At 68.4% G+C, this 25604-nt stretch carries 23 protein-coding genes, 1 tRNA gene and 2 pseudogenes; 13 read left to right on the top strand and 13 right to left on the bottom strand.

Annotation, left to right across the window (positions count from 1 at the left end; all coding sequences use genetic code 11):
- Positions 1-106: 106 nt before the first annotated feature.
- From KVT44_RS16955 to KVT44_RS16930, 6 genes and pseudogenes are all read left to right on the top strand, one after another.
- The gene (locus KVT44_RS16955; protein ID WP_190168368.1) at positions 107-1756 is read left to right on the top strand and encodes an FAD-dependent monooxygenase; all 1650 of its coding nucleotides are present in this window, start codon (positions 107-109) and stop codon (positions 1754-1756) included.
- 770 nt (positions 1757-2526) lie between these two features.
- The gene (locus KVT44_RS16950; protein WP_308314031.1) at positions 2527-3117 is read left to right on the top strand and encodes an SDR family oxidoreductase; all 591 of its coding nucleotides are present in this window, start codon (positions 2527-2529) and stop codon (positions 3115-3117) included.
- A 188-nt stretch (positions 3118-3305) separates the two neighbouring features.
- Positions 3306-4147: pseudogene (locus KVT44_RS16945) on the top strand (helix-turn-helix transcriptional regulator).
- Positions 4148-4283: 136 nt separating this feature from the next.
- Complete coding sequence (locus tag KVT44_RS16940; RefSeq protein ID WP_075030278.1) at positions 4284-4757, top strand: carboxymuconolactone decarboxylase family protein; 474 nt, start codon at positions 4284-4286, stop codon at positions 4755-4757.
- A gap of 175 nt (positions 4758-4932) precedes the next feature.
- Complete coding sequence (locus KVT44_RS16935) at positions 4933-5697, top strand: SDR family NAD(P)-dependent oxidoreductase (RefSeq protein WP_217567655.1); 765 nt, start codon at positions 4933-4935, stop codon at positions 5695-5697.
- A gap of 156 nt (positions 5698-5853) precedes the next feature.
- Positions 5854-6597: a PIG-L deacetylase family protein gene (locus KVT44_RS16930; protein WP_217567654.1), complete on the top strand. Its 744-nt coding sequence runs from the start codon at positions 5854-5856 to the stop codon at positions 6595-6597.
- Between the two features lie 432 nt (positions 6598-7029).
- On the opposite strand, the gene KVT44_RS16925 is transcribed toward KVT44_RS16930, so the two are convergent.
- Positions 7030-7401, bottom strand: a complete 372-nt coding sequence (locus KVT44_RS16925) for a cupin domain-containing protein (protein ID WP_079064811.1) — start codon at positions 7399-7401, stop codon at positions 7030-7032.
- 453 nt (positions 7402-7854) lie between these two features.
- The gene (locus tag KVT44_RS16920; RefSeq protein ID WP_217567653.1) at positions 7855-8133 is read right to left on the bottom strand and encodes a hypothetical protein; all 279 of its coding nucleotides are present in this window, start codon (positions 8131-8133) and stop codon (positions 7855-7857) included.
- Between the two features lie 76 nt (positions 8134-8209).
- On the opposite strand from KVT44_RS16920, the gene KVT44_RS16915 reads away from it, so the two are divergent.
- The 5 genes from KVT44_RS16915 (at position 8210) to KVT44_RS16895 (ending at position 13322) form a co-directional block, all read left to right on the top strand.
- Positions 8210-9106, top strand: coding sequence for an RNA polymerase sigma-70 factor (locus tag KVT44_RS16915; protein WP_217567652.1), 897 nt, complete (start codon positions 8210-8212; stop codon positions 9104-9106).
- 202 nt (positions 9107-9308) lie between these two features.
- Positions 9309-9806, top strand: coding sequence for an Ohr family peroxiredoxin (locus KVT44_RS16910; RefSeq protein WP_217567651.1), 498 nt, complete (start codon positions 9309-9311; stop codon positions 9804-9806).
- Positions 9807-10013: 207 nt separating this feature from the next.
- A complete protein-coding gene (locus tag KVT44_RS16905; protein WP_217567752.1) occupies positions 10014-11714 on the top strand; it encodes an FAD-binding protein in 1701 nt (566 codons plus the stop codon).
- A 97-nt stretch (positions 11715-11811) separates the two neighbouring features.
- On the top strand, positions 11812-12558 hold the full coding sequence (locus tag KVT44_RS16900) for an SDR family oxidoreductase (protein WP_217567650.1): 747 nt from the start codon (positions 11812-11814) through the stop codon (positions 12556-12558).
- 185 nt (positions 12559-12743) lie between these two features.
- Complete coding sequence (locus KVT44_RS16895; RefSeq protein WP_308314037.1) at positions 12744-13322, top strand: YceI family protein; 579 nt, start codon at positions 12744-12746, stop codon at positions 13320-13322.
- Positions 13323-13927: 605 nt separating this feature from the next.
- Here KVT44_RS16895 and KVT44_RS58090 read toward each other — a convergent pair.
- The 3 genes and pseudogenes from KVT44_RS58090 to KVT44_RS16885 all read right to left on the bottom strand — a co-directional run.
- A pseudogene (locus KVT44_RS58090) lies at positions 13928-14100 on the bottom strand (alpha/beta hydrolase); the annotation flags it as partial.
- 101 nt (positions 14101-14201) lie between these two features.
- Positions 14202-15152 (bottom strand): alpha/beta hydrolase, encoded by a 951-nt coding sequence (locus KVT44_RS16890; protein ID WP_217567648.1) that lies wholly within the window; start codon positions 15150-15152, stop codon positions 14202-14204.
- An 87-nt stretch (positions 15153-15239) separates the two neighbouring features.
- A complete protein-coding gene (locus KVT44_RS16885; RefSeq protein ID WP_308314030.1) occupies positions 15240-16724 on the bottom strand; it encodes a cytochrome b N-terminal domain-containing protein in 1485 nt (494 codons plus the stop codon).
- Positions 16725-17113: 389 nt separating this feature from the next.
- Between KVT44_RS16885 and KVT44_RS16880 the strand changes: the two genes are divergently transcribed.
- Positions 17114-17866, top strand: a complete 753-nt coding sequence (locus tag KVT44_RS16880; protein ID WP_217567647.1) for an RNA polymerase subunit sigma — start codon at positions 17114-17116, stop codon at positions 17864-17866.
- 18 nt (positions 17867-17884) lie between these two features.
- On the opposite strand, the gene KVT44_RS16875 is transcribed toward KVT44_RS16880, so the two are convergent.
- A complete protein-coding gene (locus KVT44_RS16875; RefSeq protein WP_217567646.1) occupies positions 17885-18820 on the bottom strand; it encodes an RNA polymerase sigma-70 factor in 936 nt (311 codons plus the stop codon).
- A 191-nt stretch (positions 18821-19011) separates the two neighbouring features.
- Between KVT44_RS16875 and KVT44_RS16870 the strand changes: the two genes are divergently transcribed.
- Positions 19012-19635, top strand: a complete 624-nt coding sequence (locus KVT44_RS16870) for a hypothetical protein (protein ID WP_308314029.1) — start codon at positions 19012-19014, stop codon at positions 19633-19635.
- Between the two features lie 83 nt (positions 19636-19718).
- On the opposite strand, the gene KVT44_RS16865 is transcribed toward KVT44_RS16870, so the two are convergent.
- The 7 genes from KVT44_RS16865 to KVT44_RS16835 form a co-directional block, all read right to left on the bottom strand.
- Positions 19719-20063, bottom strand: coding sequence for a hypothetical protein (locus KVT44_RS16865; protein WP_217567645.1), 345 nt, complete (start codon positions 20061-20063; stop codon positions 19719-19721).
- Between the two features lie 178 nt (positions 20064-20241).
- Positions 20242-21597, bottom strand: coding sequence for an NAD(P)/FAD-dependent oxidoreductase (locus KVT44_RS16860; protein WP_217567644.1), 1356 nt, complete (start codon positions 21595-21597; stop codon positions 20242-20244).
- 240 nt (positions 21598-21837) lie between these two features.
- Positions 21838-21911, bottom strand: a tRNA-Pro gene (locus KVT44_RS16855).
- Between the two features lie 136 nt (positions 21912-22047).
- The gene (locus tag KVT44_RS16850) at positions 22048-23508 is read right to left on the bottom strand and encodes a hypothetical protein (RefSeq protein WP_308314036.1); all 1461 of its coding nucleotides are present in this window, start codon (positions 23506-23508) and stop codon (positions 22048-22050) included.
- A 195-nt stretch (positions 23509-23703) separates the two neighbouring features.
- Positions 23704-24471: an NPP1 family protein gene (locus KVT44_RS16845; protein ID WP_217567642.1), complete on the bottom strand. Its 768-nt coding sequence runs from the start codon at positions 24469-24471 to the stop codon at positions 23704-23706.
- A gap of 423 nt (positions 24472-24894) precedes the next feature.
- Positions 24895-25164: a hypothetical protein gene (locus KVT44_RS16840; RefSeq protein ID WP_217567641.1), complete on the bottom strand. Its 270-nt coding sequence runs from the start codon at positions 25162-25164 to the stop codon at positions 24895-24897.
- 141 nt (positions 25165-25305) lie between these two features.
- Entirely contained in the window at positions 25306-25530 is a 225-nt protein-coding gene (locus KVT44_RS16835; RefSeq protein WP_054232660.1) for a hypothetical protein, read from the bottom strand.
- Positions 25531-25604 lie beyond the last annotated feature (74 nt).

Raw genomic sequence — 25604 nt, 5'->3', positions numbered from 1 at the left:
CCGGAGCGCGCGATCCTCTCCGCACAGGGCATGGAAACTGATGGCCGTTCATAGCGGCCGGCATCCCATCCCTGACTCACCTCGCGGGTGACGCTGGAGGCAATCAATGAACCGATTGGAAGAGGCCGGCGAGGTCGGTCAGCACACGCCGGTCCTCATCGTCGGCGGCTCCCTGGTGGGCCTGTCCACCTCGCTGTTCCTGGGCCGGCTCGGTGTGCCGCACCTGCTGGTCGAACGCCATTCGGGCACCTCGATCCATCCGCGCGGACGCGGCAACAACGTGCGCACGATGGAGCTGTTCCGGGTGGCCGGGGTGCAGCGGCGCATCGAGGAGGCCGCTTCGGTCCTGGCGGAGAACCACGGCATCATGCAGACGCCGACGCTGGTGGGCGACGCCGGTGAGTGGCTGTTCAAGGAGATCGACCCGGGCGGCGGGCTCGCCCGCTTCAGCCCCGGCGCGTGGTGCCTGTGCAGCCAGAACGACCTGGAGCCGGTGCTGCTGAAGAGCGCCCGGGAACTGGGCGGGGACCTGCGCTTCTCCACCGAGATGCTGTCGTTCGAGCAGGACGCGCACGGGATCACCGCGCAGCTCAAGAGCCGGGAGACGGGCGAGCACAGCACCGTCCGCGCGGACTACCTGGTCGCGGCGGACGGCCCGCGCAGCCCGATCCGCGAGCGGCTCGCCATCGGGCAGAGCGGACCGGGCGACCTGTTCCACAACGTGAGCGTCACGTTCACCTCCCGGGGCCTCGCGGACGTCGTCGGCGACCGGCGCTTCATCGTCTGCTACCTGACCAACCCGGAGGCCGACGGGGCGCTCCTGCCGGTCGACAACGAGGAGCACTGGGTCTTCCACGCGCCCTGGCACCCCGAACACGGCGAGACCCTGGAGGAGTTCACCGACGAGCGGTGCGCGGACCACATCCGACGCGCCGTGGGCGTACCCGATCTCGATGTGCGGATCACCGGCAGGGCCGCCTGGCACGCCGCCGAGCGGGTCGCCGAGCGCTACTCGGACGGCAGGGTGTTCCTGGCCGGCGACTCGGCCCACGAGATGTCCCCCACCGGTGCGTTCGGCTCCAACACCGGAATCCAGGACGGGCACAACCTCGCCTGGAAACTGGCCGCGGTGCTGGGCGGCTGGGCGGGCCCCGGACTGCTGAAGTCCTACGACGCCGAGCGCCGCCCGGTCGCGGAGGCGACCAGCGCCCGCGCCTCGTCGCGTTCGGTCGAGCACAGCCACCCCGGGTACATCCCCGGCCCGGGAGCCGCCGGCCCCGGCGGCAAGAAGGGCGGCATCCTCAACGTGGCGCTGGCCTACCGCTATCCGCGCGGCGCGGTCCTGGGCGCCGACCAGTCGGCGCCGATCGTCCCCGACGGCCTGCGCCTGACCGGCGAACCCGGCAGCCGGGCACCGCACATGTGGCTGAACCGCGCCGGCGACCGGGTCTCCACCCTCGACCTGTACGAGCGGTCCATGGTGCTCCTGACCTCGTCGGACAAGTGGCACAGCGCGGCGAAGGACGTCGCCCAGCGGCTGTCCGTCCCGCTCGACGCCTACCGGATCGGCAGCGGCGCCGACGCGGAGCTCTCCCCCGCGAGCGACACGGACTGGGCGGAGGTGCACGGCGTCACCGAGGACGGAGCGGTGCTGGTCCGCCCCGACGGATTCGTCGCCTGGCGCTCCGAGGGCCCGTCGGCGAGCCCCGAGACGGCACTGCGGGAGGCCCTCACGGCGATCCTGGACCGGGGATGACGGCTCCGTTCACACCGTGATCCCGACGTCCGCGTCGGCGCAGCGCGCCGGTACCCGTTCCGGGTGAGCCGAGGGTCTCGCTCGGAGCGGGTATCCGACCGCCGCTCCTCCTCGCGTGCGCGGCGAGCCTCCTGACCGCCGTCCAGCCATGCCTTCAGATCACGGTGTCCCCGGTACGTCAGGAGATAGTGGTTGGCGCGGAACAGCGGGCGAAACGGCACCTCGAGCCGGCGGATGAGTGCCTTGCGCGCCACCATGTCCTGCTCGAGGACCGCCCGACTGCCGGTCCCGTGCGGGCGCACGCTCCGCCCCGACACACCCTCCAGGTCCCCGCCGACCACCCCGCGCAACACCCTCGACTCCGTGTCCTCGAACGCGCCGGTGATGGTGAGGTCGAGGTCGAACGGCAGCAGCGAGCGCAACGGGAACGCCCTCGACTGCTCATCGACACGGCGCGCCCGCCGCACTCCGGGCCACCACAGGGGCCAGTCGTCGACCACGCGCAGCACCGCGAACACCTCGTCCGGCGGTCGAGTGAAGTCCCACACGCTTCTGAACCGATAACGATGCAGTTCCATGAACAGCAGGGTGCGGGCGCCCGCGGCGGTGGTGTCAGGGCGCGGAGACCCACGTCACTCGGCGCGCGGAAGCGCAACCCGTCACCCGGCGCCGCTCCCCGGAGACGAGGTAAGCCCTCAGTTGGGTGCTACGAGCCTTGGCGCCGACGGTGGGCATGGCCCGAGCCCGATCTGCACGGAAAGCTCGCGGTGGTGACCGGCGCGAGCGATGGAATCGGGCTCGGGCTGGCCAGACGGCTCGCCCAGGCAGGCGCCGAACTCGTGCTGCCGGTCCGCAACGAGGCCAAAGGTGCCGCGGCTGTGGAGCAGATCCGGGCCGCCACGTCTCGGGCGAGTGTCTCCACTCGTGTCCTCGACCTGGCTTCGCCGGCATCGGTGGCAGACCTCGCTGACACGCTGCTGACAGAAGGCAGGCCGGTCGACCTGCTGATCGACAACGCGGGAGTGATGGCACCGGCCACCCGGCACACCACAGCGGACGGATACGAGCTGCAGTTCGGAACCAACCATCTCGGCCCTGCGGCTCTCACCGGGCGTCTGATGCCGTTGCTGCGAGCCGGCCAGGCCCGCGTCACCACCATCACCAGCAGTGCCGCACGCAGCGGCCGGATCAACTGGGACGACCTGCAGAGCGAGCGACACTACTCACCGGTGCGTGCCTACAACCTCTCCAAGCTGGCCAATCTGCTGTTCGCGCTCGAACTCGACCGCCTCAGCACGGCCAACGGGTGGGGCATCGTCAGCAACGCCGCTCATCCCGGCACGACATTGACCAACCTCTAGGCATCCGGGCCCAACCTCGGCCGCAGCCGTCCTGCTCCCCATGAAGGGATCATGAAGCGTCTCGCCCGCTGGGGCGTCTTCGTACATTCCGCCGACGCCGGGGTGCTTCCGCCGCTGTACGCGGCCACGAGCCCCCAGGCCGGGGGCGGCCTCCTCCACGGCCCTGACGGCCTCGGGCACAAGCAACAGTGGACAGAGCCGAGTTGGCGTCCTTCCTCCGAACACGGCGCGAGGCCCTGCAGCCGGAGGACGCCGGGCTGGCACGCGGGCGGCGCCGTCGGACCGGCGGGCTGCGTCGAGAGGAAGTCGCCGCGCTGTGCGACATGTCGGTCGACTACTACAGCGGACTCGAGCAACCACGAGGGCCCAACCCTTCGGAGCAGATGCTGGCCGCCCTCGCCCGCGGCCTGCGTCTGTCCCTGGAGGAACGGGATCATCTCTTCCGACTGGCCGGCCACGCCGTTCCCCGAAGGGTGCTGCGCGGCGATCACATCAACCCGGGAATGATGCGCATCCTCGCCCGGCTCGAGGACACTCCCGCGCAGGTGGTCAACCATCTGGGCGAGACCTTGAGGCAGACGAGCATGGCCGTCGCACTGTTGGGCGACGAGAGTGCTTTCACCGGACGGGCCCGCAGTCTGCACTACCGGTGGTTCACCGACCCCGCCTCCCGGCTGCTCCGTCCCGAGAGCGACCACGCCGCGCAGAGCCGCCTGCTGGTGGCAGATCTCCATGGCGCGTACGCACGGACGGCCATGACTCCCGTACCGCCGACCTCGTCGACACGTTGCAGGCAGCCGGCCCAGAATTCGCGGCGCTCTGGCGTGAGCACCCGGTTCTCGGGCCCTCCTGCGCACCCAAACGCCTCCAGCATCCGCAGCTGGGCACCTTGGAGCTGCACTGCCAGACGCTCGTCGACCCCGACCAGTCACAGCGGCTTCTCGTGTTCACCGCGGCACCGGGCTCGGAGAGCCATGCACGCCTGCAGCTGCTGTCCGTCGTGGGGAGTTGGCCCGACCGGAGCTACTGAGGTTGCGTCGCCCCCGCACACGGCGCCGGTATCCACAACCGAACGGATGAGACTCAGGTCACGCAGGGGCGCTGTCACACGTCTTCGGTCACCCCGGTCAATAGTTGTGTATCCACAACACTGCAAGGAGATCACCGTGGAATCGCGTCTCAACTTCTTCGGCCACCCGCTCGCGGGGAAGGTGCTGAAGCACATCAACTCTGCCAACAAGGTGATCGCGGACTCGACGCTGCCGGCCGCGACCCAGGAGCTGGTGAAGATCCGCGCCAGCCAGATCAACGGCTGCGGTTTCTGCACCGACATGCACACCAAGGACGCCACGCACGCCGGGGAGACCCCGCAGCGCCTCAACCTGGTCGCGGCCTGGCGCGAGGCCAAGGTGTTCACCGACGCCGAGCGCGCCGCCCTGGAGCTGACGGAGCAGGGCACCCGCATCGCCGACGCGGCCGGCGGGGTCACGGACGAGGCCTGGGAGAACGCCGCCAAGCACTTCGACGAGGACCAGCTCGCCGCGCTGGTCTCCCTCATCGCCGTCATCAACGCATACAACCGTGTGAACGTCATCGTTCAGCAGCCGGCCGGCGACTACCAGCCCGGCCAGTTCGGCTGACCGACCCCCGCCCCGCCCGCCCCGCCCGGCCCGCACAGTCCGCCTCCGCGCGCCCCGACCCATGGCGCGGAGACGGACCGCCACCACCCACGATGGCGGGCCGCGCGGAGGACTTCGCCACCCCGCAGCCCGGGACGCCATCGGCGGACCCGAACTTCACAAGCCGAGAGGGATCATGCCCCGCACTACCGCCCAGCGCTTCGTGGACCGTGTCGCAATCGTCTCAGGGGCGGGATCGGGCATCGGCCGAGCCACCTCGATCGCCCTGGCCGAGTCGGGGGCACGCGTCCTCGGCGTGGGCCGCCGGAAGGAAGCCCTGGAACAGACGGCTCACGCCCACTCCAACATCGCGGTCCTGCCGCTCGACATCTGCGAGGAGGGCGCCGCGGACACGGTCGTGGCCACCGCCGTGGAATGGTGGGGCCGCATCGACGTCCTCGTGAACAACGCCGGTGTCACTGCCGTGATGCCTCTGGCGGACACCGACCGGTCGGTGATCACCCGCCTGTTCGACCTCAACGTGACGGCACCGAGCATGCTCGCCCATGCGGCGCTGCCGCACCTGCGCGACTCCTCGGGTTCCATCGTCAACGTCTCGAGCACCTACGGTCACCGTCCTCTGGCCGGTGGAGCCCACTACGCCGCCACCAAGAGCGCCCTGGAGCAGCTGACGCGGAGCTGGGCACTCGAACTGGCGCCGGAAGGAGTGCGGGTGAACGCGATCGCCCCCGGCCCCACCAGGACGGATGTCCTGGCCGCGGCCGGCCTGCCGCAGGACGCCATCGCCGAGCTGCTCAGCCACGACCGTGACCGCATTCCCACAGGCCGAATCGGCGACCCCAAAGACGTCGCGGACTGGATCCTGCGTATCGCTGATCCCTCGGGCCCGTTCATCACCGGTCAAGTGCTGACGCTCGACGGAGGTCTCGAGCTCGTCTGATCTCAACGCAGTCCAACAGGTGATGCCGGGAACGTCTCGGTCCCCGCACCCCACTCACGGTGGGCCCCTCTTATGCGCGGCGGGAATGCTGCATGAACCACCTCTTGCGCCGCGGTTTTCGCACGTCCACGGGAACAATCCATGAAAGCAGGCGCCGTGACCGATTCGCCTCTCGCGCAACTGCGGCCGATGCCGACCGACTGGCAACGTGCGCTGGCCGTGGTGGCCCATCCTGATGATCTCGAGTACGGGTGCTCGGCCGCTGTCGCGTTCTGGATCCAGGACGGCCGTGAGATCGCCTACGTCCTCGCCACCCGCGGCGAAGCGGGCATCGACACGCTGGCACCGGCCGAGGCCGGACCGCTGAGGGAAAGGGAGCAGCGTGCCAGTGCCGCCGCCGTCGGGGTCTCCGCAGTGGAGTTCCTCGACCACCGGGACGGCACGATCGAGTACGGCATCTCCCTGCGCCGCGACATCGCCGCTGCCGTCCGCCGTCACCGGCCCGAGTTGCTGATCACTCTGAACCATCATGCGACCTGGGGTTCGGGTGTCTGGAACACCCCGGATCACGTGGCCGTCGGGCGCGCCGTCCTCGACGCGGCGGCGGACGCGGGCAACCGCTGGATCTTCCCGGAACTCGCCGAGCAGGAGCTGCGACCCTGGAACGGCGTGCGATGGGTCGCCGTCGCCAACTCCCCGAACCCCACCCACGCGGTACGTGCGGACCGGGGCCTCGAACAGGCAGTGCAGTCGCTGCTTCAGCATCGTACGTACATCGAGGCATTGAGCGACGAGGATCCCGAGGCGTACACGCGCCGCTTCCTGATGGACAGCACCGGCGAGCACAGTGCGCGCTTCGGCGGGAAGCCGGCCGTCGTCTTCGAATTGTTCAGCCGATGAGCGTGGCGCTACGGCCGTCGTCCGGGTTGAGTGGCTGACCGAGGCGAGATCGATGATCTTGACGGCATTGACACTGTTCCGCCCGTCGTGGCACACGTTGCTGTCAGATGGTCGCACGGCCGTCAGTGGTGCATGAGCAGCATGATGACCGTGCCCAGGGCCATCGATCCCCAACCTCCGTGCGACATCGGTCAGTTCGAACTGCCGTTGACGGCTGACGGGGTCAGCGGGAACCACAGTGCGGCGGCTGCGAAGAAAGTTATCTGCACCTCCGGCAGCATGCCGCCCCGTTCCAGGGCATCACCGCCATGGCCAGGGCCAAAGCGCTGTCAGCATGCAGCACACGACATCAGTGGCGCTCATGCCGGATCGCGCCCTCCCACGGAGCGCTCGGACTCGGTTCCGAACCGGCCTGTGCGAGCAGCCGGCAGGTCAGTCGGTGGGTCGCGGGGCCCGCAGGTGGGCCCGCTTCTCCAGTTCCTCCTCATCGACCAGTTCGAGCATGGGCTTGCCCGGCGCGCACATCATGGTCACGACGAACCGGGTCCGCGCATCGGCCAGCGCGTTGCCGTCCTGGTAGTGGATCGGGTCACCACCCGGTTCCCAGAACGTCCCGCCGGCCTCGACCACGCGCTCGGGCTCGCCCTCGAGCTCGAAACGGACAGCGCCCTCGATGACGTACCCGAACGCCGGTCCCGAGTGGCGGTGCGGCGGAGTTCCCGGGTCTCCAGGCTCCCACTCGACGTAAATGGTCATCGCCGAGGCACCCTCCGGGACGGAGATCGGTGCGGCGTCCTGCAGCATCGTCACCGCCGTCTTCCACCCCTCCGACCGTGTCTGCCGGCCGGTCCCGTGCGCTGAGTCCTGGTTCGACACCGTGTTGCACCTCCATGCATCCATCACGCCATGGGATCGGCATACCGTCGGCCCGACGCGTGTTCGCGCACCCAGGTCCCATGGCCGTTTCCCACTGATGACCAGACGCACGGCGGATCTGTGACATGAGAGACCGTATCCGACCCTCGGGAGGACCGCTCGGCGGCGGAGGTTGTCGAGCGGTGTCACAACATCGGGGCCAACGCCGTCCAGGTGTAGTGAATCGCTGACGGCACCGTCACCTCACGCAGACGCCAGTGGGGTTGCACCCCGCGACAGGAAGAGACCCGGATGAGAGTCGTTGTCGCAGGAGCCACCGGCCTGATCGGTTCCAGGACTGTCGCCAGGCTCCGGGACCACAGTGTCGAGGTCGTACCGGTATCACGCGGCGAGGGCGTGCATGTTGCGCCCGTGCTGATGCGACCTGTGTCGCCGGACGACATCACCGCCGCGCTCGCTCATGTCGCCGTGGGAGTGCCGCTGTTCGGCGTGCTCGAGGTCGCCGGCCCGGAGGAGTACCACCTCGACGAGCTGACCGCGAAGCTGCTGGCGGCGCGACGCGCCGTGCGCTCTGGTTCCCGCCGTCCTGGCAGTGCGGCTCGGGCGCCGATGCGCGTGCCAGCGGTGACCGTCGCCCGAGGTCGGCAGCCACTCTCGCATCGCTCAAGATCCTCCAGAGGAGGCGCGCACCGCTGCGGCAGCTTGTAGCATGGTGCTGCACTTCTGGAGGACACCTATGCGCGCCCGGGATGACGCAGACTCTCTCGACCAGGCAACGAGGGAATTCATGGCGGCGCGTCCCCACCTCTTCGGCATCGCCTACCGCGTGCTGGGGAGTGTCGTGGAAGCCGAGGACATCGTCCAGGATGCGTGGCTGCGCTGGCAGAACACCAACCGTGCCGACATCGTGGAGCCGACCGCGTTTCTGGCCACGGTCACTTCCCGTCTGGCGATCAACCTGGCCCAGTCGGCACCGAAGCGACGTGAGTCGTACATCGGGCCGTGGCTGCCGGAGCCGGTCGACACACGTGTGGATCCGCAGCTGGGTGCGGAACGAGCGGAGGCGCTCGACCTGGCGGTTCTTCACCTCATGGAGAGATTGAACCCTGTGGAACGGGCCGCCTACGTTCTGCGGGAGGCCTTCGACTACCCGTACAAGCGGATCGCGGACATGTTGGAGACGAGCGAAGCCAATACGCGCCAGTTGGTGAGCCGTGCCCGGAAACGTCTGTCGGCGGAACGCAGGGAGCCCGTGAGTCCTGCCGCTCACCGGCGGCTGCTGGAGGTGTTCCTCTCCGCGGCGCAGACCGGCAACCTGTCGGTCCTCGAGGACGTGCTCACTGCGGACGTGGTCAGCTACAGCGACGGCGGAGGGATGCGCGGAGCATCCAGGATTCCGGTCGTCGGACGTTCTCATGTCTCCAGGTACCTCGCCGCCTTCGCCCCACGTTTCTGGCCCCAGACGGACGTTCGCTGGGTGGAGGCCAACGGCAGGCCGGCCGTCCTTGTCTCGGCCGATGGAAACAGCGTGGCTCTGCTGTCCGTCGATGTGTCGGAGCGAGGCATCGAACGCATCATGTGGGTCCTGAATCCGGCGAAACTGGCACCCTACGTGGCCTCGCTGGACAGCTGAGGCAACTCGGCGATCGGTGCTGCGCGGGAGCTACCCGCCGGCGTCACAAGAGGAGTGACTTGTCGGTCAACTCGTTGTTCGGTCAACTCGTTGTCCGGAATCTCGGATTCTCTGAGACGCGAAGGTAGATCACAGACATGACGCTTTCCGCAGTTGCTTCTACCCGCCCGCCCGTGTCCTGGAGCACTGCCGGAGTCGCGCGGTGAACGACCAGTTCCGGTTGCCCGGTCTGTCCACCGACAAGGACTTCGACGGCGATTCCTTTGCGCCCATCTACACCACGACGGTGACGGTGAGCGGTGGGACAGCGGCTCATGGCCGAGCCTCCGGGAGGGCCCGCTCGGACGACGGAGTCCTGGATCTCGACCTGCGCATGCCTGCCGAGCTGGGCGGAGACGGCCGAGGAACGAATCCCGAGCAGTTGTTCGCCGCCGGTTTCGCGGCCTGCTTCCATGGCGCCGTCACTCTCGTGGCACGACAGGCCGCGCTCGACCCCACCCCGATCTCCGTCGAGGCGACCGTGGCGTTCGGGCGGGATCCGGAAGACGGCGGCTACGTGCTGCATGTCGACCTGGTGGTCACATGGCCGGACATCGATCCCGAGGTCGCCGCTCCAGTTCTCGAGAAGGCGGATTCGCTGTGCCCCTACGCGAGGATGGCACGGCAGGGAACACCGACCACCATCACGCTGGCCTCCTAGCCTGGAGCCGGCCCGCATGGAGCGACTACAGGCGGTCGCCGGAGCGGGACGGGCGGCTTGTCAGGAGGGAAACCACAGGTCGACGTCGGCGGCCTCACCCCGATGGCGCCGAGCGTGTCACAGATACCTCGGCGGCCCGGTCGTAGTGAGTGACAACCTTGGCGATCGGAGTAAACCGTGGCTATCACCGAACAACGTCTTGCCACCATGGTGCTGGTGATCGGCACCGGAGGAGCCGGGCTGCGAGCGGCGATCGAGCTGGCTGAGGCCGGCGTCGACGTCCTGGCGGTCGGTAAGCGTCCCAAGGAGGACGCCCATACCGCGCTCGCCGCCGGGGGAATCAATGCGGCCCTGGCCACCATGGATCCCGAGGACAGCTGGCAGCAGCACGCCGCCGACACTCTCAAGGAGAGTTATCTGCTGGCCGACCCTCGCACCGTCGAGATCGTCACCCAGGGCGCCGCCCGAGGCATCGACGACCTGGACCGCTACGGCATGGCCTTCGCCCGGGAAGAGGACGGCCGGATCTCCCAGCGCTTCTTCGGCGCGCACAAGTTCCGGCGGACCGCCTTCGCCGGTGACTACACCGGTCTGGAGATCCAGCGCACGCTGATCAGGCGGGCGGACCAGCTCGACATTCCGGTGCTCGACGGCGTCTACATCACCCGGCTCCTGGTACACGACGGCGCTGTCTTCGGCGCCTACGGGTTCGACCTCACCAGCGGCAGGCGCTACCTGATCCACGCGGACGCGGTCATTCTTGCCGCGGGCGGCCATACGCGTATCTGGCGGCGTACCTCCTCGCGGCGCGACGAGAACACGGGCGATTCCTTCCGCCTGGCGGTGGAGGCCGGAGCCCGTCTGCGCGACGCCGAGCTGGTGCAGTTCCATCCTTCAGGGATCATCGAGCCGGAGAACGCGGCCGGAACGCTGGTCAGCGAGGCCGCCCGGGGTGAGGGCGGGATCCTGCGCAACGCGCTCGGGGAACGGTTCATGAGCCGTTACGACCCCGTCCGGATGGAACTGTCCACCCGCGACCGCGTGGCGCTGGCCTCCTACACGGAGATCAAGGAAGGGCGCGGCACGCCCAACGGAGGCGTGTGGCTCGACGTCTCGCACCTGCCACGGCACACGATCATGACGCGGCTGCCCCGGGTCTACCAGACACTTCTGGACCTGCAGATGCTGGACATCACCCGCGAACCGATCGAGATCGCACCCACCGCGCACTACTCGATGGGCGGGGTGTGGGTGCGTCCCGAGGACCACAGCACCGATGTGCGTGGCCTGTACGCCATCGGTGAGGCGTCGAGCGGGCTGCACGGCGCCAATCGGCTCGGCGGGAACAGTCTCATCGAGCTGCTGGTCTTCGGCCGCATCACGGGCCGGGCGGCGGCCGCCTACTCGCAGTCGCTGACCGCGCAGCTGCGGTCGGCGTCGGCCATCGCGGAGGCCCGCGCGGAGATCGACGACCTCCTCGCCGCCGACGGGCCGGAGAACGTCCGTGCCCTGCAGCGCGCCATCCGCAACACCATGACCGAGCATGCGGGAGTCGTACGCGACGAAGAGGGCCTGCGCGCCGGGCTGGCGGAGCTCTCGGTGATCGAGAAGAGGATGGCGGACATCGGCGTCCACCCGGACATCGCCGGCTATCAGGACCTCGCGCACACCTTTGATCTCAAATCCGCCGCCCTGGCGGCCCGGGCCACTCTCGAAGCGGCGCTGGAACGTCGTGAGACGCGTGGCTGTCACAACCGCAGCGACTATCCCGAGCCGGATCCCGCCCTGCAGGTCAATCTCGTGTGGTCCCCGACGACGGGCATCACCCACGAGACCATTCCGGCCGTCCCGGACGAGATTTCCGCGCTGATGGAAGAGGTCTCGACCGACGGAAAACTTGCCGAATAGGCAGATTCCGCGAACGACGTGTCACAGGCAGGGCGGCCGCCCGGTCTCTTCTGGTGCAGACCGAAGTTTCCCAGGAAAACCTCGAGAGGAATCCGTTATGAAGGTCGTAGTGATCGGTGGCACCGGGCTCATCGGCTCGAAGCTGGTCGGCAAGCTCGACGAGCACGGGCACGACGCGGTCGCTGCCGCGCCCAGCACCGGTGTCAACACCCTGACGGGCGAGGGTCTGGCCGAGGTCCTGGAGGGCGCCTCGGTCGTCGTCGACGTGTCCAACTCCCCCTCCTTCGAGGACGAGGCCGTCATGGACTTCTTCCGCACCTCCACGGCCAACCTCCTGGAGGCGGAGGCCGACGCCGGCGTGCAGCACCACGTGGCGCTGTCCGTGGTCGGCACCGAGCGTCTCCAGGGGAGCGGCTACTTCCGTGCCAAGCAGGCCCAGGAAGAACTGATCAAGGCGTCCGGCATGCCGTACTCCATCGTCCACGCCACGCAGTTCTTCGAGTTCGCGAAGGGGCTCGCCGACGGGGTCACCGACGGCGACACCGTGCGTCTGCCCGCCGGGAAGATCCAGCCCATCGTCTCCGGCGACGTGGCCGCGGCCGTCGGCCGCACCGCGGTCGGCTCCCCGGTCAACGGCGTGGTGGAGGTCGCGGGCCCGGAGACGTTCGAGCTCGAGGACTTCATCCGCATGGGACTCGCCGCCAAGAACGACGCCCGCAAGATCGTCACTGACCCGAAGGCCACGTACTGGGGTGCCGAGCTGCAGGAGACCACGCTCCTGCCGGGTCCGGACGCGCACATCGCCGAGACCGGGTTCGCCGACTGGCTCGCGCAGCAGAAGTAGTTTCCCCGCGGGTGGCCCCTGTCAGCAGGCGGGGGCCACCTCTTTTCTCCGGCCACGGGCCACGAGCCCGGCTTCTGCGTTCACGACGGGCAACATTTCGCTCGACCGGAATTCTCGGATTCAGTTGCAGGGCCACAGCGTGCCGGAATTCACCCCTGTCCGAGACTTGTACATGAAGGAGCACGATCGGTCTTTCCGTCCGGCACGCCATGGTCACCAACGTGCGGGCCGAATTCACTGCCTTCGAGGGGCTCCTCAAGCTCGACGGGCGCCGTCCCACCCGCTCCGAGGCCTACCTCAGCGTCCGGACCGGCAGCCTGGAGACGGGATCTCCGGAGCGCTTCCGCTCCACCGAAGTCCGTGACGCCGGCGACGACCGGTTCCGTATGGCCGGACACCTTCGGATCAAGGACCTCGAACTCCCCGTTCACATCGACCTCGAGCTCGCTGGAGCGAGCCGGGACCCCGACGGACTCGACCGTGTCGACTTCGAGGGCACGGCCACGTTGCGACGTTCCGACTGGGGACTGGACTGGAACACGGCACTGGCCGGAGGCAGACAGACGCCGCCTAGAACCGCGGAGGGACACCCGATGACTCACACCGCCGAGAACCGAACCGACATCGCGGCCGCCGTCGTGTCGCTGGCCGCGGAAGCCACAGAGCTGGAGACTCGTGTCGACGAGCTGCGCCAAGAACTCGCGCATCTCAAGGAGAGGATGAAGGCCGTCTCCACCGCTCTGGGTCAGATTCCCCCTACGTGAGCTGCCGAGCCGCGTTGCACGGCAACGGCTGACCGCCGTCCCGCGGCCAGGACCCTTTCCAGGTGCCCGAGGTCGCCGGACCGGGCCGCCGCGAAGAACGCCTGAACGAGCCGCCGGTACGCGACCGAGTCCACCGGCTGCCTGCGGCGGCTGCCGGCGAGACGAGACGCTGATGGGCGCGTGCCACCTGCTGCCTCGTATGGGCGACGCTCATGTGCAGCAACTCGGAGATCCGGGCGTACGGACAGCCGATACCCTCCCGTAGGAGGTAGGCGGCGCGTTGCGTCGGTGTCTGCGGGGTCCTGGTCCTGCGCGGTGAGGCGGGGATCGGGAAGACCGATCTTCGCCGTCTGTGAGCCCACTTCCGGCGAGGTTCTTGCCGGCCCCCACTGGCCCTGCTCGAGATGTCACGCGGGTCGTCGGCTGAGGAATTGGGCTGCGGGTTCGGGCCTCTGGACGCACGGCCTGTGCCGAGCCGGATCGAGCAGGGCTTCCTCCAGCGCGTCCGATCGCTGCCGAAGGAGACACAACGTCTGCGCGGGCGTCGGCTCGGTGTCGCCCCACCCGTGGGTACGCCGGTCAGCGGACCGTCCGTGCCGCTTTCTCTGGTCGTGGAACCTGCTCTGTTCGATGTAGAGGTCCGTACCCTCGGAGCCGTCCGGCAGGGAGACCGGAACGGGGTGCAAGGCCTCGCCGAGGGTGCTGCCCGGGAACTTGGCCGCGCTCTCGCCCTTTCCGAGAGGAACGCGGCGATGTACAAGAGCGCCTTGACGTTGTCGGCGCATGAGCGGCGTCGCTGCTCAGCCCGCGCACCGGGATTCGGAAGGCGCTTCGGTGCGCTGGGTCCCGCGGATGCCTCGGTTGAGCCGCGGAGAACTCTCAGTCGCCGCGGAGGGCGGTACGCAGGGTGTGAATGGCCTGCCGGACCGCGGCAGTCGTGGACTGGGCGGGCCGGAGGGGGTTGAGCATCATGAAGTCGTGCAGGGTGCCGTTGATGCGGATACTCGTGGTGGGAACGCCGGCCTGGGTCAGCTTGCGGGCATACGCCTCACCCTCGTCCCGCAGCACGTCGTTCTCGTCGACGATGACCAGCGCGGGCGGCAGCCCCCGCAGCTCCTCCAGGCTCGCCCGCAGCGGAGAGGCGGTGACCTCCGCCCGCTGGGCGGGATCGGTGGTGTAGCAGTCCCAGAACCAGGCCATCGCCGTGGCCGTGAGGTAGGGCCCGTTCGCGAACTCCCGGTAGCTCTCGGTGTCCTGGGCCGCGTCCGTGACGGGGTAGTACAGCGACTGGTGCACGAAGGTCACGTCACCGCGCTGCTTGGCCATGAGGGTCAGCGCCGCGGTCATGTTGCCGCCGACGGAATCACCCGCGACGGCCAGACGGGAGGCGTCCAGACCCTCCTCCGCGCCCTTCGCGGTGATCCAGCGAGCGGTCGCGTACGCCTGCTCGATGGCGACGGGGTACCGGGCCTCGGGCGAACGGTCGTACTCGACGAACACCACAGCGGCGTCCGCCCCGACGGCCAGCTCGCGCACCAGGCGGTCGTGAGTACCGGCGTTGCCGATGACCCAACCGCCGCCGTGCACGTAGAGGACGACCGGCAGCGTGCCCTGGCTGCCGACGGGTTTGACGATGCGTACCCGCACATCGCCGACCTCGGCGGTCACCGTGATCCACTTCTCGTCCACGTCGGGCTTTCCCACGGGCGCCGCCTGCAGGTCGTCCAGCACCTTCCGGGCACCCTCCGGGCCGAGTTCGTAGAGGAACGGCGGGTTGCTCGTCGCGTCCGCGAGCTTCTGCGCCGCCGGCTCAAGCACGGGCTCAGTCATCACTGCACTCCTTGGATTGGCAGACCGTTGCCTGCTTTCATCTATATGACAAGGCACCTTTTGTAGGTGTGACACACACAGTGGTAATCAGCGCCGATGCCTGCTGGTGATCTCCTGGTACTCACGCGCGGTCGGCTTGGTGATCTGCGTGCCCTCGCCGTAGAAGTTCCGGCTGAGCACGGCACGCAGGCGGCGCGCAAAGCGGAATCCGCCGTCCGGGTCTTCTCCGTCGGCCGCGGGATCGGGACCGATCGCCCGGTACTGCTCGTGCTGTGTGAGAACGTGGAGTCGGTCTTGGCCGAGCGGCTCGTGCACCTCGATGAACGCGCCGTTCGGCAAGCGCTTGATGATGCCGGTCTCGCGGCCGTGCAGCACCTTGTCCCGGTCTTGCCGCTGCAGGCCGAGTGCCCACCGCTTCGTGATGACATAGGCCGTGGGAGGCACGATGAAAAGGCTGACGCGCACGGCCCACGTCACTGATTCGACCGAGACATGGAAGCGGATGGCGATGATGTCGTTCGCGGCGCCGATCAGAGCCACCAGATAGAAACTGATCCACGAGACACCAAGTGCCGTTCGCACCGGGCGGTTGCGCGGTCTGTCGAGAAGGTGCCGCGCGCGGCCGTCACCGGTCACCCAGGCCTCGACGAACGGGTACACGCCCATGGCGAGGAAGAGACCAACACCCGCCAACAGCGGGATCAGGTTGTCCAGAGCCAGGGTGTGGCCCCAGAAGGTGATTTCCCAGCCGGGCATGACCCGCAGTAGTCCGTCCGCAACGCCCATGTACCAGTCGGGCTGCGATCCGGCCGAAACCTGGTCGGCCCGGTAGGGGCCGTACTGCCAGACGGGGTTGATCTGGGCGACCGCCGCGATGGCGAAGATGACGCCGGCGACCAGGAAGAAGAAGCCTGCGGACTTCACGGCACGCACCTTGAGCGGCAGACCCACGACGTTCTGGTTGCTCCGCCCCGCACCTGGATACTGCGTGTGCCTGTGGCGGAGGGCCAGCATCAGGTGAGCAGCAAGCAGTCCCACCATGAGGGCGGGGATGAGCAGAACGTGGATCGTGTTGAAGCGCGCCACCAGATCCTCCCCCGGGAACTCGCCTCCGAAGAGGAACATGGAGAGGTAGGTTCCGACGATCGGGATGGAAAGGATCGTTCCGTTCACTACCGCGAGTCCGGTCCCGGACAACAGGTCATCCGGAAGGTCGTAACCCGTCAGACCACCGAACATCCCGAGGATCAGCAGCAGGAATCCGAAGAGCCAGTTGAGTTCGCGAGGCTTACGGAAGGCACCTGTAAAGAACACGCGCATCATGTGGACGAGCATGGCGGCGACAAAGACCAGCGCGGCCCAGTGGTGGGCCTGCCGCATCAGGAGGCCGCCACGGACATCGAAGGAGATGCGCATCGTCGAATTGAACGCCTCCGACACCATTTGACCGCGCAACGGTGAGTAGCTGCCGTTGTACTCCACCGCGTTCATGGACGGGTGGAAGAACAGCGTCAGATATACATCCGTGACGATGATGATGACGAAGCTGTAGAGGCTGATCTCTCCCAGCATGAACGACCAGTGGTCCGGAAACGCTCTTCGCGCCCTTGCCCTCACCAGACTGTAGAGACCCAGGCGCCCATCAGCCCATTCCGCTGTCCGCTCGCCTTTGTGCCGTGGTCGCACTTCGTTTTCCCGACTCGCCCCACCCACACCCCCACCACCATTCCTTGAACTGTCCGCACAGATGGCCTTGGCCTCGTCGATGAGGTTCCGGACGCTGTCACATAAGACCGGACAACCGGCGCGTGTGTGACACGCCGCCGAGTTCAGCGCGTCACCGCAGGCCGTGATCCACAGGGGCGCCATGTCACAAGACCCGTGTGTGCCTGGTCATTCGGAATGAGTCGAGACGACGAAAGGCTCGCTCGGCTGGGGTTGCGTGGGAGGAGGGATGACGTATGGACGAGGCTGACGTGGTGTCGATCGCCGAGTTGCTGGACGAGCGTCGATATCTCCTGGATGTGGCTTGCTGGATGTTGGGCAGTGCCGGTGAGGCGGAGTGTGTGGTCGATGAGGTCTACCGCCGGTGGTACGGGTTGTCGGGTGCGGCGCGCCGCGAGATCGCACGGCCCCGGTCCTGGCTTGCGAGGAGTGCGGGCAGGAGTTGCCTGAGCCGGCTTGCCCTGGTCGAGCGGTCTGGTGACACCGTTTTTGAGGCGGGGGCCGAGGGGGTTGAGGCGGGGCTGGAGGTGGAGGTGAGTCGGGTTCTGCTGGACGCGCTGGGTTGCCTGTCGCCGGACGAGCGGGCCCGTGCCAGTCTTCGGGTGCGGCGTTCGGATCCCGTAGCGCCGTGGGAGCACGATGCCCTGGTTCGCGCGGTGGGTCGGGCCTGCCTGGACGAGGATGCCGGGCATTTGGTGTCGCTGTTGTCTCCGGACGTCACGGCGTTCTTCGACGGCGGGGGCAAGGTGCGGGCGTTGAGCAGGCCGGTGCACGGGGGCCGGCAGGTGGCGCAGAGTCTGCTGACGTTGCTGGCCCGCCGACCGCGCACCGATCTGACGGCTCAGTCCGTCAACGGTCGTACCGGCCTGGTCGCCCGTTACGGCCGTCAGGTCGCCGCGGTCATCAGCCTCGACGTCGCCGACCGCCGCGTCATACAGGTGTGGGTCATCCTCAACCCCGACAAACTACGCTCCTGGAACCAACCTTGAGCCATGCGGTTGCCGCACTCACGCGCCACTCGGCGCAGGCCTGAGGGCGGTCGTGGAGCGGGACCGTGAATTGAGGAACGCGGCGATCTTTTTCGGGTTGAACACCCACATCACCCTGTAGATGCCCTCACTCTCGGCCGCTATGGTCATGAACGTGGAGGGCTCGCCCTCTCGGTGGATCATCACGCCCATACGGCCGTTGGCAGCGACGAACTCGACGCCCACGCTCCCCCAGAACCGCGGATACGCGGTCGCCAGATTGGCCACGCGGGCACGGCCCAACACGGGAACACGAGCGGCGCCCCGGACACCGTTGCCGTCCGACAGACTGACGGCATCGGGGGTGAGCAGGGCTTCCAGTGACGCCACGTCCCCCGTTCGAGCCGCTGAGACGAAGGCGTTCAGAAGGCGTCGGTGCTCGACCGTGTCCACGCTCTCCCGCTGCTCGTCCGACAGATGCTTGCGAGCACGGCTCACGATCTTCCGTGCATTGACGAGACTGAGCCGAAGCATGTGAGCGATCTCGGGATAGCTGTAGTCGAATGCCTCGCGCAGTACGTATGCGGCACGCTCGGTGGGGCTCAGCTTCTCCAACACCAGCAGCAGAGCCAGTTCCAGGGCCTCGGCGCGCTGCGCGCCCACCTCCGGGTCCGAGCTCGTGTCGATGGGCTCCGGCAGCCACGGTCCGATGTAGGTCTCCCGCCGCACGCGCGCCGACTGCGCGACGTTGATGGCCAGTCGGGTCGCGGTGCTCGACAGGAAGGCCACCGGGCTGACCACCACGGAGCGCTCGGTCCTCTGCCAACGCAGCCACACTTCCTGGACCACGTCCTCGGCCTCGGCCGCGCTGCCGAGCACGCGGTAGGCGATACCGAAGAGACGTGCCCTGTGCTGCACAAAGACCGAAACAGCCTCGTCAAGGTCGCTTGCCGTGGGGGACGGCTCGTCATGCATGATCCTCGGTCTCCGTTCCTCCGCCGGGTCGGGCGCCGCGGGTCATGTGGTCACTGAAGGTCACGACTGCTCCGATCACATCCCCTTCATAGACCGGGGTGGGCCCGTCCCTGTGACAGGACTGGGCGGAGAAATACCGGCCGACCGATGTCGGAGGAGCCGACCTCGGCTGGACACACAGTGTCTTCGCCGTGGGAAACCGTGGGACCGTCCAGAGCATCTCCGTAACCCACGCGGCGCACAACATCGAGATCACCGCTGAGGGCCTTCAAGAGGAACTGGCCCGCCTGGAGCTTCAGAAGGAGGCGCTGGAAAGGGAACTGGCCGCGGTCGTGGCGCATCTCGGCTCGGTGCGGCGGACCCTCAGTGCCTTTGAGTCGCTGTTGCGTGCCCCGGCTGCCGCGGCGTCGACGGGGTCGACCGGATCCGCGGTTGCGGAGCACGGTCGGGCCGCGCCCCCGGCCGCCCCGCGGGCAGCCGTCACCTCCCCCGAATCCAAGGACGCCGCAACCCCCTCCGCGGCACCCACAGCTCGGAAGTCCAGGAGCGGCAAGACCACGGAACGTCCCGTTTCCGCCGATACCGGCACGGACGCGGAGGGGCCGAAGCAGTACGGCAAGCTCACCGAACAGATCATGGAGTACTTCGCCGAAGTCGGCGACCGCGACGTGCGGGCCCGAGATGTCGCCGCGGCTCTCGGCCGTGACACCGACAGCGGGAGCATCAACGCGGTCCGCAGCACACTCGATCGCCTTGTCGGCACGCACCGCGTCCAGAGAACCGGCCGAGGCCTCTACCGCGCTCCGCGTTCCTGAGCGGTATCCCGCGGGTCAGAGCGCAGGGTGGCGGTGGCTGGTCGAGTCACGTCGCATGCCGAGCAAGTTGAGCACACGGTGGGTCAGCCCGGCGTCCCCAAGATCACGGCGACGCACACCGTGATCATCGCCGCGGTGATCAGAACCATCGCTATCAGCGTTCCCCGCAGCCATCGGCCGAAGCGGAGGTGATGTTGCCCTTCCACCAGGCTGATGCGAGCGGCGATGTGATCAGTCACCATGCCGGCGACGTAGTTCTGCTCTTCGAGATACCACCGCTCGATATCCCTCTTCTGCCCATCGGTCAGCCCCGCCGTCCGCGCGGTGAAATCCGCCACGCGCCGATGTGCCGCTTCGAGATGCGCCTCCCGGTACAGGAAGTCTTCGATGTCGTGCAGGCCGCGTGCGGCCTCCTTGCTCGCGTCCATGGCGTACCTCCAGAGAGCGTGGAGAGGACCAGTCACCGCGATACCGAGTCGGGCAGGTAGCCCAGATGATCTGGTCCTCTGTGGCGGCGGCCTCTCCATGGACGGGACAGCTCGTCCGTCTGTGACATCCGCCGTGGGGAGCCGACGGCGTTCGGTGGAGCCGCCGGCCTGTCGTCGCTCATGCAGCCGCGTTGTCACTCGCCCGGCTCTCGCCGGAACGCTCCGGATTCGCGCTCGTGACGAACGCGTCCCGGGGGTGCTGCACGGAGGCGAGGGAGACAAGATCACGGCCGAACACGGCAGCGGTGAGCCAGACCGTGAGAACCCGGATCTTGCGCTCCCAGGAAGGCACGGCCAGGACGTGATAGGCCCGGTGCATCAGCCAGGCGGGAAGTCCCTTGATGACAAGGCTCTTGTACTGGAAGACGCCCTGCCCCAGCCCCAGTGTCGCCACCACTCCGAGACTGCTGTGGCGGTAGTTTCGGATTCTTCCCCCGCGCAGGTCGGCCGCGATGTTCCTGGCAAGGAGCCTGCCCTGCCGCACGGCATGCTGGGCGTTCGGTACCGTGCGAGCCTCCGGCACAGGGGAAGCCAGATCGGGAACGGCCGCGTCGTCACCGGCCGCCCACACATCCGGCACAGGCTCGCTGTCGGTGCCGACGCGAAGGTCGGGCCGGACCACGAGCAGGCCCCGCTCGTCGACCGGGAGATCGGTGTGGTTGTGCACGATGGGGTTCGAGGCGTTGCCGGCAGCCCAGACGATCAGCGCCGAGTCGAACTCCTCTCCGTTGGACAGCACGACGTGCCCGCCCGTGGCGGAGAGGAGTTGTGTGTTCAGGTGGACGTGCGCGCCACGGCGTTCCAGGGAGCGCACCACCCAAGCACCGGGCTTGTCGCCCACCTCGGGGAGGATGCGGCCGCGAGCCTCGACCAAGTGGAAGGACAGGTCGTCGATGCTCAGCTCCGGATATGACCTGAGCATCGCGGTCGCCAGGGACAACAATTCGCCGAAGCCTTCGACGCCGGAGAACCCGCCGCCCACGAACGTGACGGTGAGCAGCCTCCGCCGCTCGGCGTCGGGCGGCAGTGACGCTGCTTGATCGAATGCCGTCATGAGGCGATCGCGGATGGCCACCGCCTCTTCCACGTGCTTCAGGCCGATCGCCTGCTGTGCAAGCCCGGGGATGGGGAAGGTGCGGGTCACGGCGCCGGCGGTGACCACGAGGATGTCGTAACTCAGTTCGTAGTCCGCTCCGTTCACAGGTCGGACGACGACCCTCCGGTCTGCGTCACGGATCTCGACCGCGCTCCCCGCTATCAGCCGGGTGTGGCGCAGATGCCGCCGCAAGGACACCGCGGCATGACGCGCTTCGACCGATCCGGCCGTCACCTCCGGCAGAAAGGGCTGATAGGTCATGTAGGGACGGGGATCGACAACCGTCACCCGCGCCTCACCCGCACGCAACCTCTTCTCGAGGCCCCATGCCGTGTAGAAGCCTGCGTAGCCGCCACCGATGATCACAATCTCACGCATGATTCCCTCTGCCTGTTGGTCGACACCACATAGACAGGGCGGGGCGGGCTCGTGTGACAGACGACGGTGGCGAAAAGCGGTCTTCGACAGACCCGCGGTCATCTTCTCCAGGTCCAGCAACGGCATCTTCGCCGACCCCCGAGAAAGGTGCCGATGAGCGGCACGCTCAATCCCGAAGCCGGAAGGTTCCACGCGAAAAGGGCCCCCGCAGGCTCTCGCCTGCGAAGACCCTTCGCACCGTCGGGACGACAGGATTTGAACCTGCGACCCCTTGACCCCCAGTCAAGTGCGCTACCAAGCTGCGCCACGTCCCGGTGCGTTCACCCGCGGTGTTCCGCGTGATCCTGCAGGTAAACCCTACCGCACGTGAGGGGGCGGGCCCGCACACGCGGAGGTACGGCGGGTGCGGGGGCGCTGGTCACGGCGCGGCGCGAGCCGCGTCCGCAGGACCTACATCTTGCCGTCGGCGAGCTTCCACTCCCGGTGCAGTGTGCCCAGGGGAATGGCGTGCTGGATGACGGGGGTGCCGAAGATGGCCAGCTGGATCTGGAGGGTGCCGCTCAGGTCGAGGCCGCCGTAGAGGGCCCAGGAACCACTCGCCGCGACGTCGGACTTGGCTCCGGAGCCGACCGGGGTGGTCGCGGCGACCGTGCCCGCGGCCTCACCGCGCAGGTAGGGGGCCAGGTCGGCGGTGACGCCCACGGCGCCGTACAGGCCGACGGTGGCCTGTGCGCCGAGGGCCGCCTTCACGCTCCCGGCGGTCGTGACGGACGTACGGACCGGAGAGCTGTCCATGTGGGACTCGTTGACCGGGGTCCAGCCGGCCGCCGTGCCGAAGGTGCCGCCCGCCTTGAAGTCGCCCTTGAGGTCCTGTTCGACGTCGACGGTGACCCGGCCGTCGCCGCTGATCTCGAAGTAGCAGGTCAGGTCGAGGTTCACGACGACGGGGATGGGGCCGACCTGGAGGACCGGGTCGGCGTGCAGCTTCGCGAACGGCAGCCGGACCGGCTTGGCGGTGGCGCCGGCGCGCCCCTTGAGCGCCCACTGCGAGGTCCAGTCGCCGGAGACGCCGAGGTAGGCCGCCCCCGGACCGGAGGCGGTGGAACCGTCGGAGGCGGTGGAGGCGGTGGAGGCGCCGCCTCCGTAGGAGAAGTCCACCTCGGGCTTGACCTGGACGAAGCCGGACACGGATGCGTCCGCCGAGGCCGGTGCCCCCTCGGCCGTGGCGACCTTCGTCGCGACATCGACCCGCAGGCTGCCGAGCGGGACCTTCGTCCCCTCGGGACCGGAGTGGATGTCTCCCGTCTTCGCCCAGGAGACCTTCACGTCGGGCAGCAGCCGCTCGACGTCGAAGGAGGCCGGGTCGACCGGGACGGTGCCCTTCGCGTCGCCGTCGCCCAGCAGCGTGTCCAGGGTCGTCGGCGCGGTCTGGACCTCGGTGCCGTCGGTCGTCTCACCGATCACCTTGGTCACCTTGGCCAGGAGTCCGTCCGGGGCGCCGGGCGCGGGGGCACTGGCGATGACGTCGCCGACGGCGGTGCGGCCCGGCGTCGCGGTGCCTGCGGGGGTCGGGGTCCCGGTCGGGGACGGCGATGAAGTCCCCTTGGCGACCGTGGATATGACGGCTCGTCGGGTGTGGCTGTCGTACGACTTCACCTTGAGCGAGGTCTTGCGAGCCTTCCCGCCGGCCGTACCGGGGCGCGCGACGGCGGTCGAGGTGGCCGCCGCCGCGGGGGCGGCGGCGACGGCGAGCGGTTGGTCGCTGTTCGCGGTCGTGGTCGCGGATGCGCCGGCGTCCGGGGTCCGTGCGGCGGCGGAGCTCTGGCCGGGGTCCGCGGAGCAGCCGACGGCGAGGAAGAGGGCGGAGGCGGCGAGCGCGGGCACGAGGGCGCGCGAGGGCCGCTTGCGGATGCGCAAGATCAGTCCTGAGGGGGGTGGGGGTGGCATGCGATTACCAGCGAGTAACTAGATGTGAGCATGCCATGAAGACGTGAAGCCCTGCTTCACGTTTCCACCCCCTCCAGGGTGATGTACACCACGATCACGCGTCGAGAGCCGCCAATAACCCCACCAACTCACCCGCATTTCGCATCATTTGACGGAGCATCACGCATTGGGGTCGAACGGGATGCCGGTCGGCTTCGCCTTCTCCAGGTGGTAGTTGAAGTTGCCGTCCTTGAGGCCGAAGACGGCACTGCCGAAGTCGTAGGCGCTCAGCTTGTCGCGCAGACCGGCGGGGTAGCCGTTCCAGCCGACCAGGTCGGGGAACTGCCAGGCGTGGTAGTGGTTCTCCGGCGGCTCGTCGTTCGAGTTCGCGGGGCGGAAGCAGTGGGTGCTCAGCCCGTCCTTGTGATAGACGACCTTGGGGTGGGTCCCGTCCCAACGGATCTGGTCACGGCCGTAGATGTTGAAGTTGCCGTGGGCGGAGGTGGAGACGTACTGGGCCTCGTTGTTCTGCACCCACACCACGACGTGTTCCCAGTCGTTGCGGTGCCCGCCGAGGCCGCTGCCGAGCACGGCCTGGTCCTTCTCGAAGTAGAGGCCGTACATGATGGCGCACCAGCCGTTGTTGCACTTCTCGCGCGAGTAGCCGTTGGTGTTGTCGAGGTCCGAGGCGTCGTGGCACTGGCCGTTGAGGGCGCCGGACGGGTTGAGGCCGGGGTTGATCGTCCCGTCGGGGCCGATGGCGGGGGTGGGGTAGCAGCCGTCCGTGTCATAGTCGAAGGCCGGCTGGAACGTCTGCTCCAGTCCGTCCGCGTTGGCCGGCAGGGCCTGGGGCGGGGCGGCGAGGGCGCTGCCGGGGAAGGCCACGACCAGGGCGACCGCACTGCCGAGGATGAGCGAGACCTTGCGGATGCGCGAGCTTCTCTTCACTGCGTCCTCCTGATCGACCGCGATGTGGGGGTGGGCCGGGCACACCCGGTCGAGTTGGCATGCCCAGATCACCATTCCCCCTTTCGTCGACAACGCAAGCGTCAGGGGGTGTCTGAGTGATGAATGGTGAAGGGCCAACCAACGGATACGGAGGCGGAGTTGGGCGACGGCTCCCCGCCCGGCCGCCGGGACGTGGGGCACGCGCGAGGAAGCGGTGTTGCGAGTGCGCCGCACAGGGCGCGTACGACGCGTACGGCGAGGCCACCCGACGGCAGCGCGGCAGTCGCACGGCGACTGCGGCGCGGGACCTGGGTCCGGTAACTACCCGCGGTCGAGCGCCGTTCCGACCGACCCGCGCCACATCGGCCCCACCCAGCACGTGGTCCTCGATGGCGCCGCGAGGAGACGGCTACGCCCCGGACGTCACTGCGGCGGAGCCGACGAGGGCAGGCGTTTGAGCCACCGGGTGGCGAGTGGGTGGGCGAGCGTCGCGGCCAGGATTCCCGCCAGGGCGGTGACACGGTGCGCGTGTCCGGGAAGCAACCGGCTGACGGGTTCGAAGACCAGGGCCTGCACGACCTCGAAGGCGGCGGTGGCCGCGAAGAAACCCCCGGCCGACTCCTTGGCGCACCGCCGCTCCGACGTGACGGTGGTGCACCCCGTCTCCGGGGGTGGCGCGAACGGATCGGTCACGCTGCCGGTGTACCGGTCACCGATCGGCACGACAGGACGCACGATCAACGGCACCACTGAGCGCCGCCGGACGGACGTACGACGGCTGCACGAGCGGCCGTCCGCGCGGCGCGGCCACACGGGACGGCCACAGGCGCGCCCTCATCCGCGGGTCTCGGGCCCCCAGTACTCCGGGCCCACACCGCGCCAGTCGATGAGGGGGGACACCGCCGCGTTCACGGGGTCCACGTCGAGACCCGCGCGTCGCAGGAATTCGGACAGGTCCTCCAGGTTGTAGGCCAACCCGAGGTTCTCGCCGTGCACTCGGACTCGGCGGCCACCGGTGTCACTCGGCGGAGCCACGATGACAGGCAACGGTTCGGACATGGATCCAGCCTCGCCTCTCCGGTCCCGGCCTGCATCCCGGCCCTGGAAGTGTGGGTACGTCATACCCGAATTCA

Origin of the sequence: Streptomyces sp. GbtcB7 (assembly GCF_019091445.1) — a bacterium.
GTDB lineage: Bacteria > Actinomycetota > Actinomycetes > Streptomycetales > Streptomycetaceae > Streptomyces > Streptomyces mirabilis.
This window is presented reverse-complemented; position numbering and strand designations above follow the sequence as displayed.

Excerpts from the sequence above, each read along its gene's own strand:
- KVT44_RS16955 (WP_190168368.1), top strand. The coding sequence starts at position 107 with ATGAACCGATTGGAAGAGGCCGGCGAGGTCGGTCAGCACACGCCGGTC.
- KVT44_RS16935 (WP_217567655.1), top strand. The coding sequence starts at position 4,933 with ATGCCCCGCACTACCGCCCAGCGCTTCGTGGACCGTGTCGCAATCGTC.
- KVT44_RS16925 (WP_079064811.1), bottom strand. The coding sequence starts at position 7,401 with ATGCTGCAGGACGCCGCACCGATCTCCGTCCCGGAGGGTGCCTCGGCG.
- KVT44_RS16920 (WP_217567653.1), bottom strand. The coding sequence starts at position 8,133 with ATGCGAGAGTGGCTGCCGACCTCGGGCGACGGTCACCGCTGGCACGCG.
- KVT44_RS16915 (WP_217567652.1), top strand. The coding sequence starts at position 8,210 with ATGCGCGCCCGGGATGACGCAGACTCTCTCGACCAGGCAACGAGGGAA.
- KVT44_RS16905 (WP_217567752.1), top strand. The coding sequence starts at position 10,014 with ATGGTGCTGGTGATCGGCACCGGAGGAGCCGGGCTGCGAGCGGCGATC.
- KVT44_RS16900 (WP_217567650.1), top strand. The coding sequence starts at position 11,812 with ATGAAGGTCGTAGTGATCGGTGGCACCGGGCTCATCGGCTCGAAGCTG.
- KVT44_RS16890 (WP_217567648.1), bottom strand. The coding sequence starts at position 15,152 with ATGACTGAGCCCGTGCTTGAGCCGGCGGCGCAGAAGCTCGCGGACGCG.
- KVT44_RS16885 (WP_308314030.1), bottom strand. The coding sequence starts at position 16,724 with ATGCTGGGAGAGATCAGCCTCTACAGCTTCGTCATCATCATCGTCACG.
- KVT44_RS16880 (WP_217567647.1), top strand. The coding sequence starts at position 17,114 with ATGGACGAGGCTGACGTGGTGTCGATCGCCGAGTTGCTGGACGAGCGT.
- KVT44_RS16875 (WP_217567646.1), bottom strand. The coding sequence starts at position 18,820 with ATGCATGACGAGCCGTCCCCCACGGCAAGCGACCTTGACGAGGCTGTT.
- KVT44_RS16865 (WP_217567645.1), bottom strand. The coding sequence starts at position 20,063 with ATGGACGCGAGCAAGGAGGCCGCACGCGGCCTGCACGACATCGAAGAC.
- KVT44_RS16860 (WP_217567644.1), bottom strand. The coding sequence starts at position 21,597 with ATGCGTGAGATTGTGATCATCGGTGGCGGCTACGCAGGCTTCTACACG.
- KVT44_RS16835 (WP_054232660.1), bottom strand. The coding sequence starts at position 25,530 with ATGTCCGAACCGTTGCCTGTCATCGTGGCTCCGCCGAGTGACACCGGT.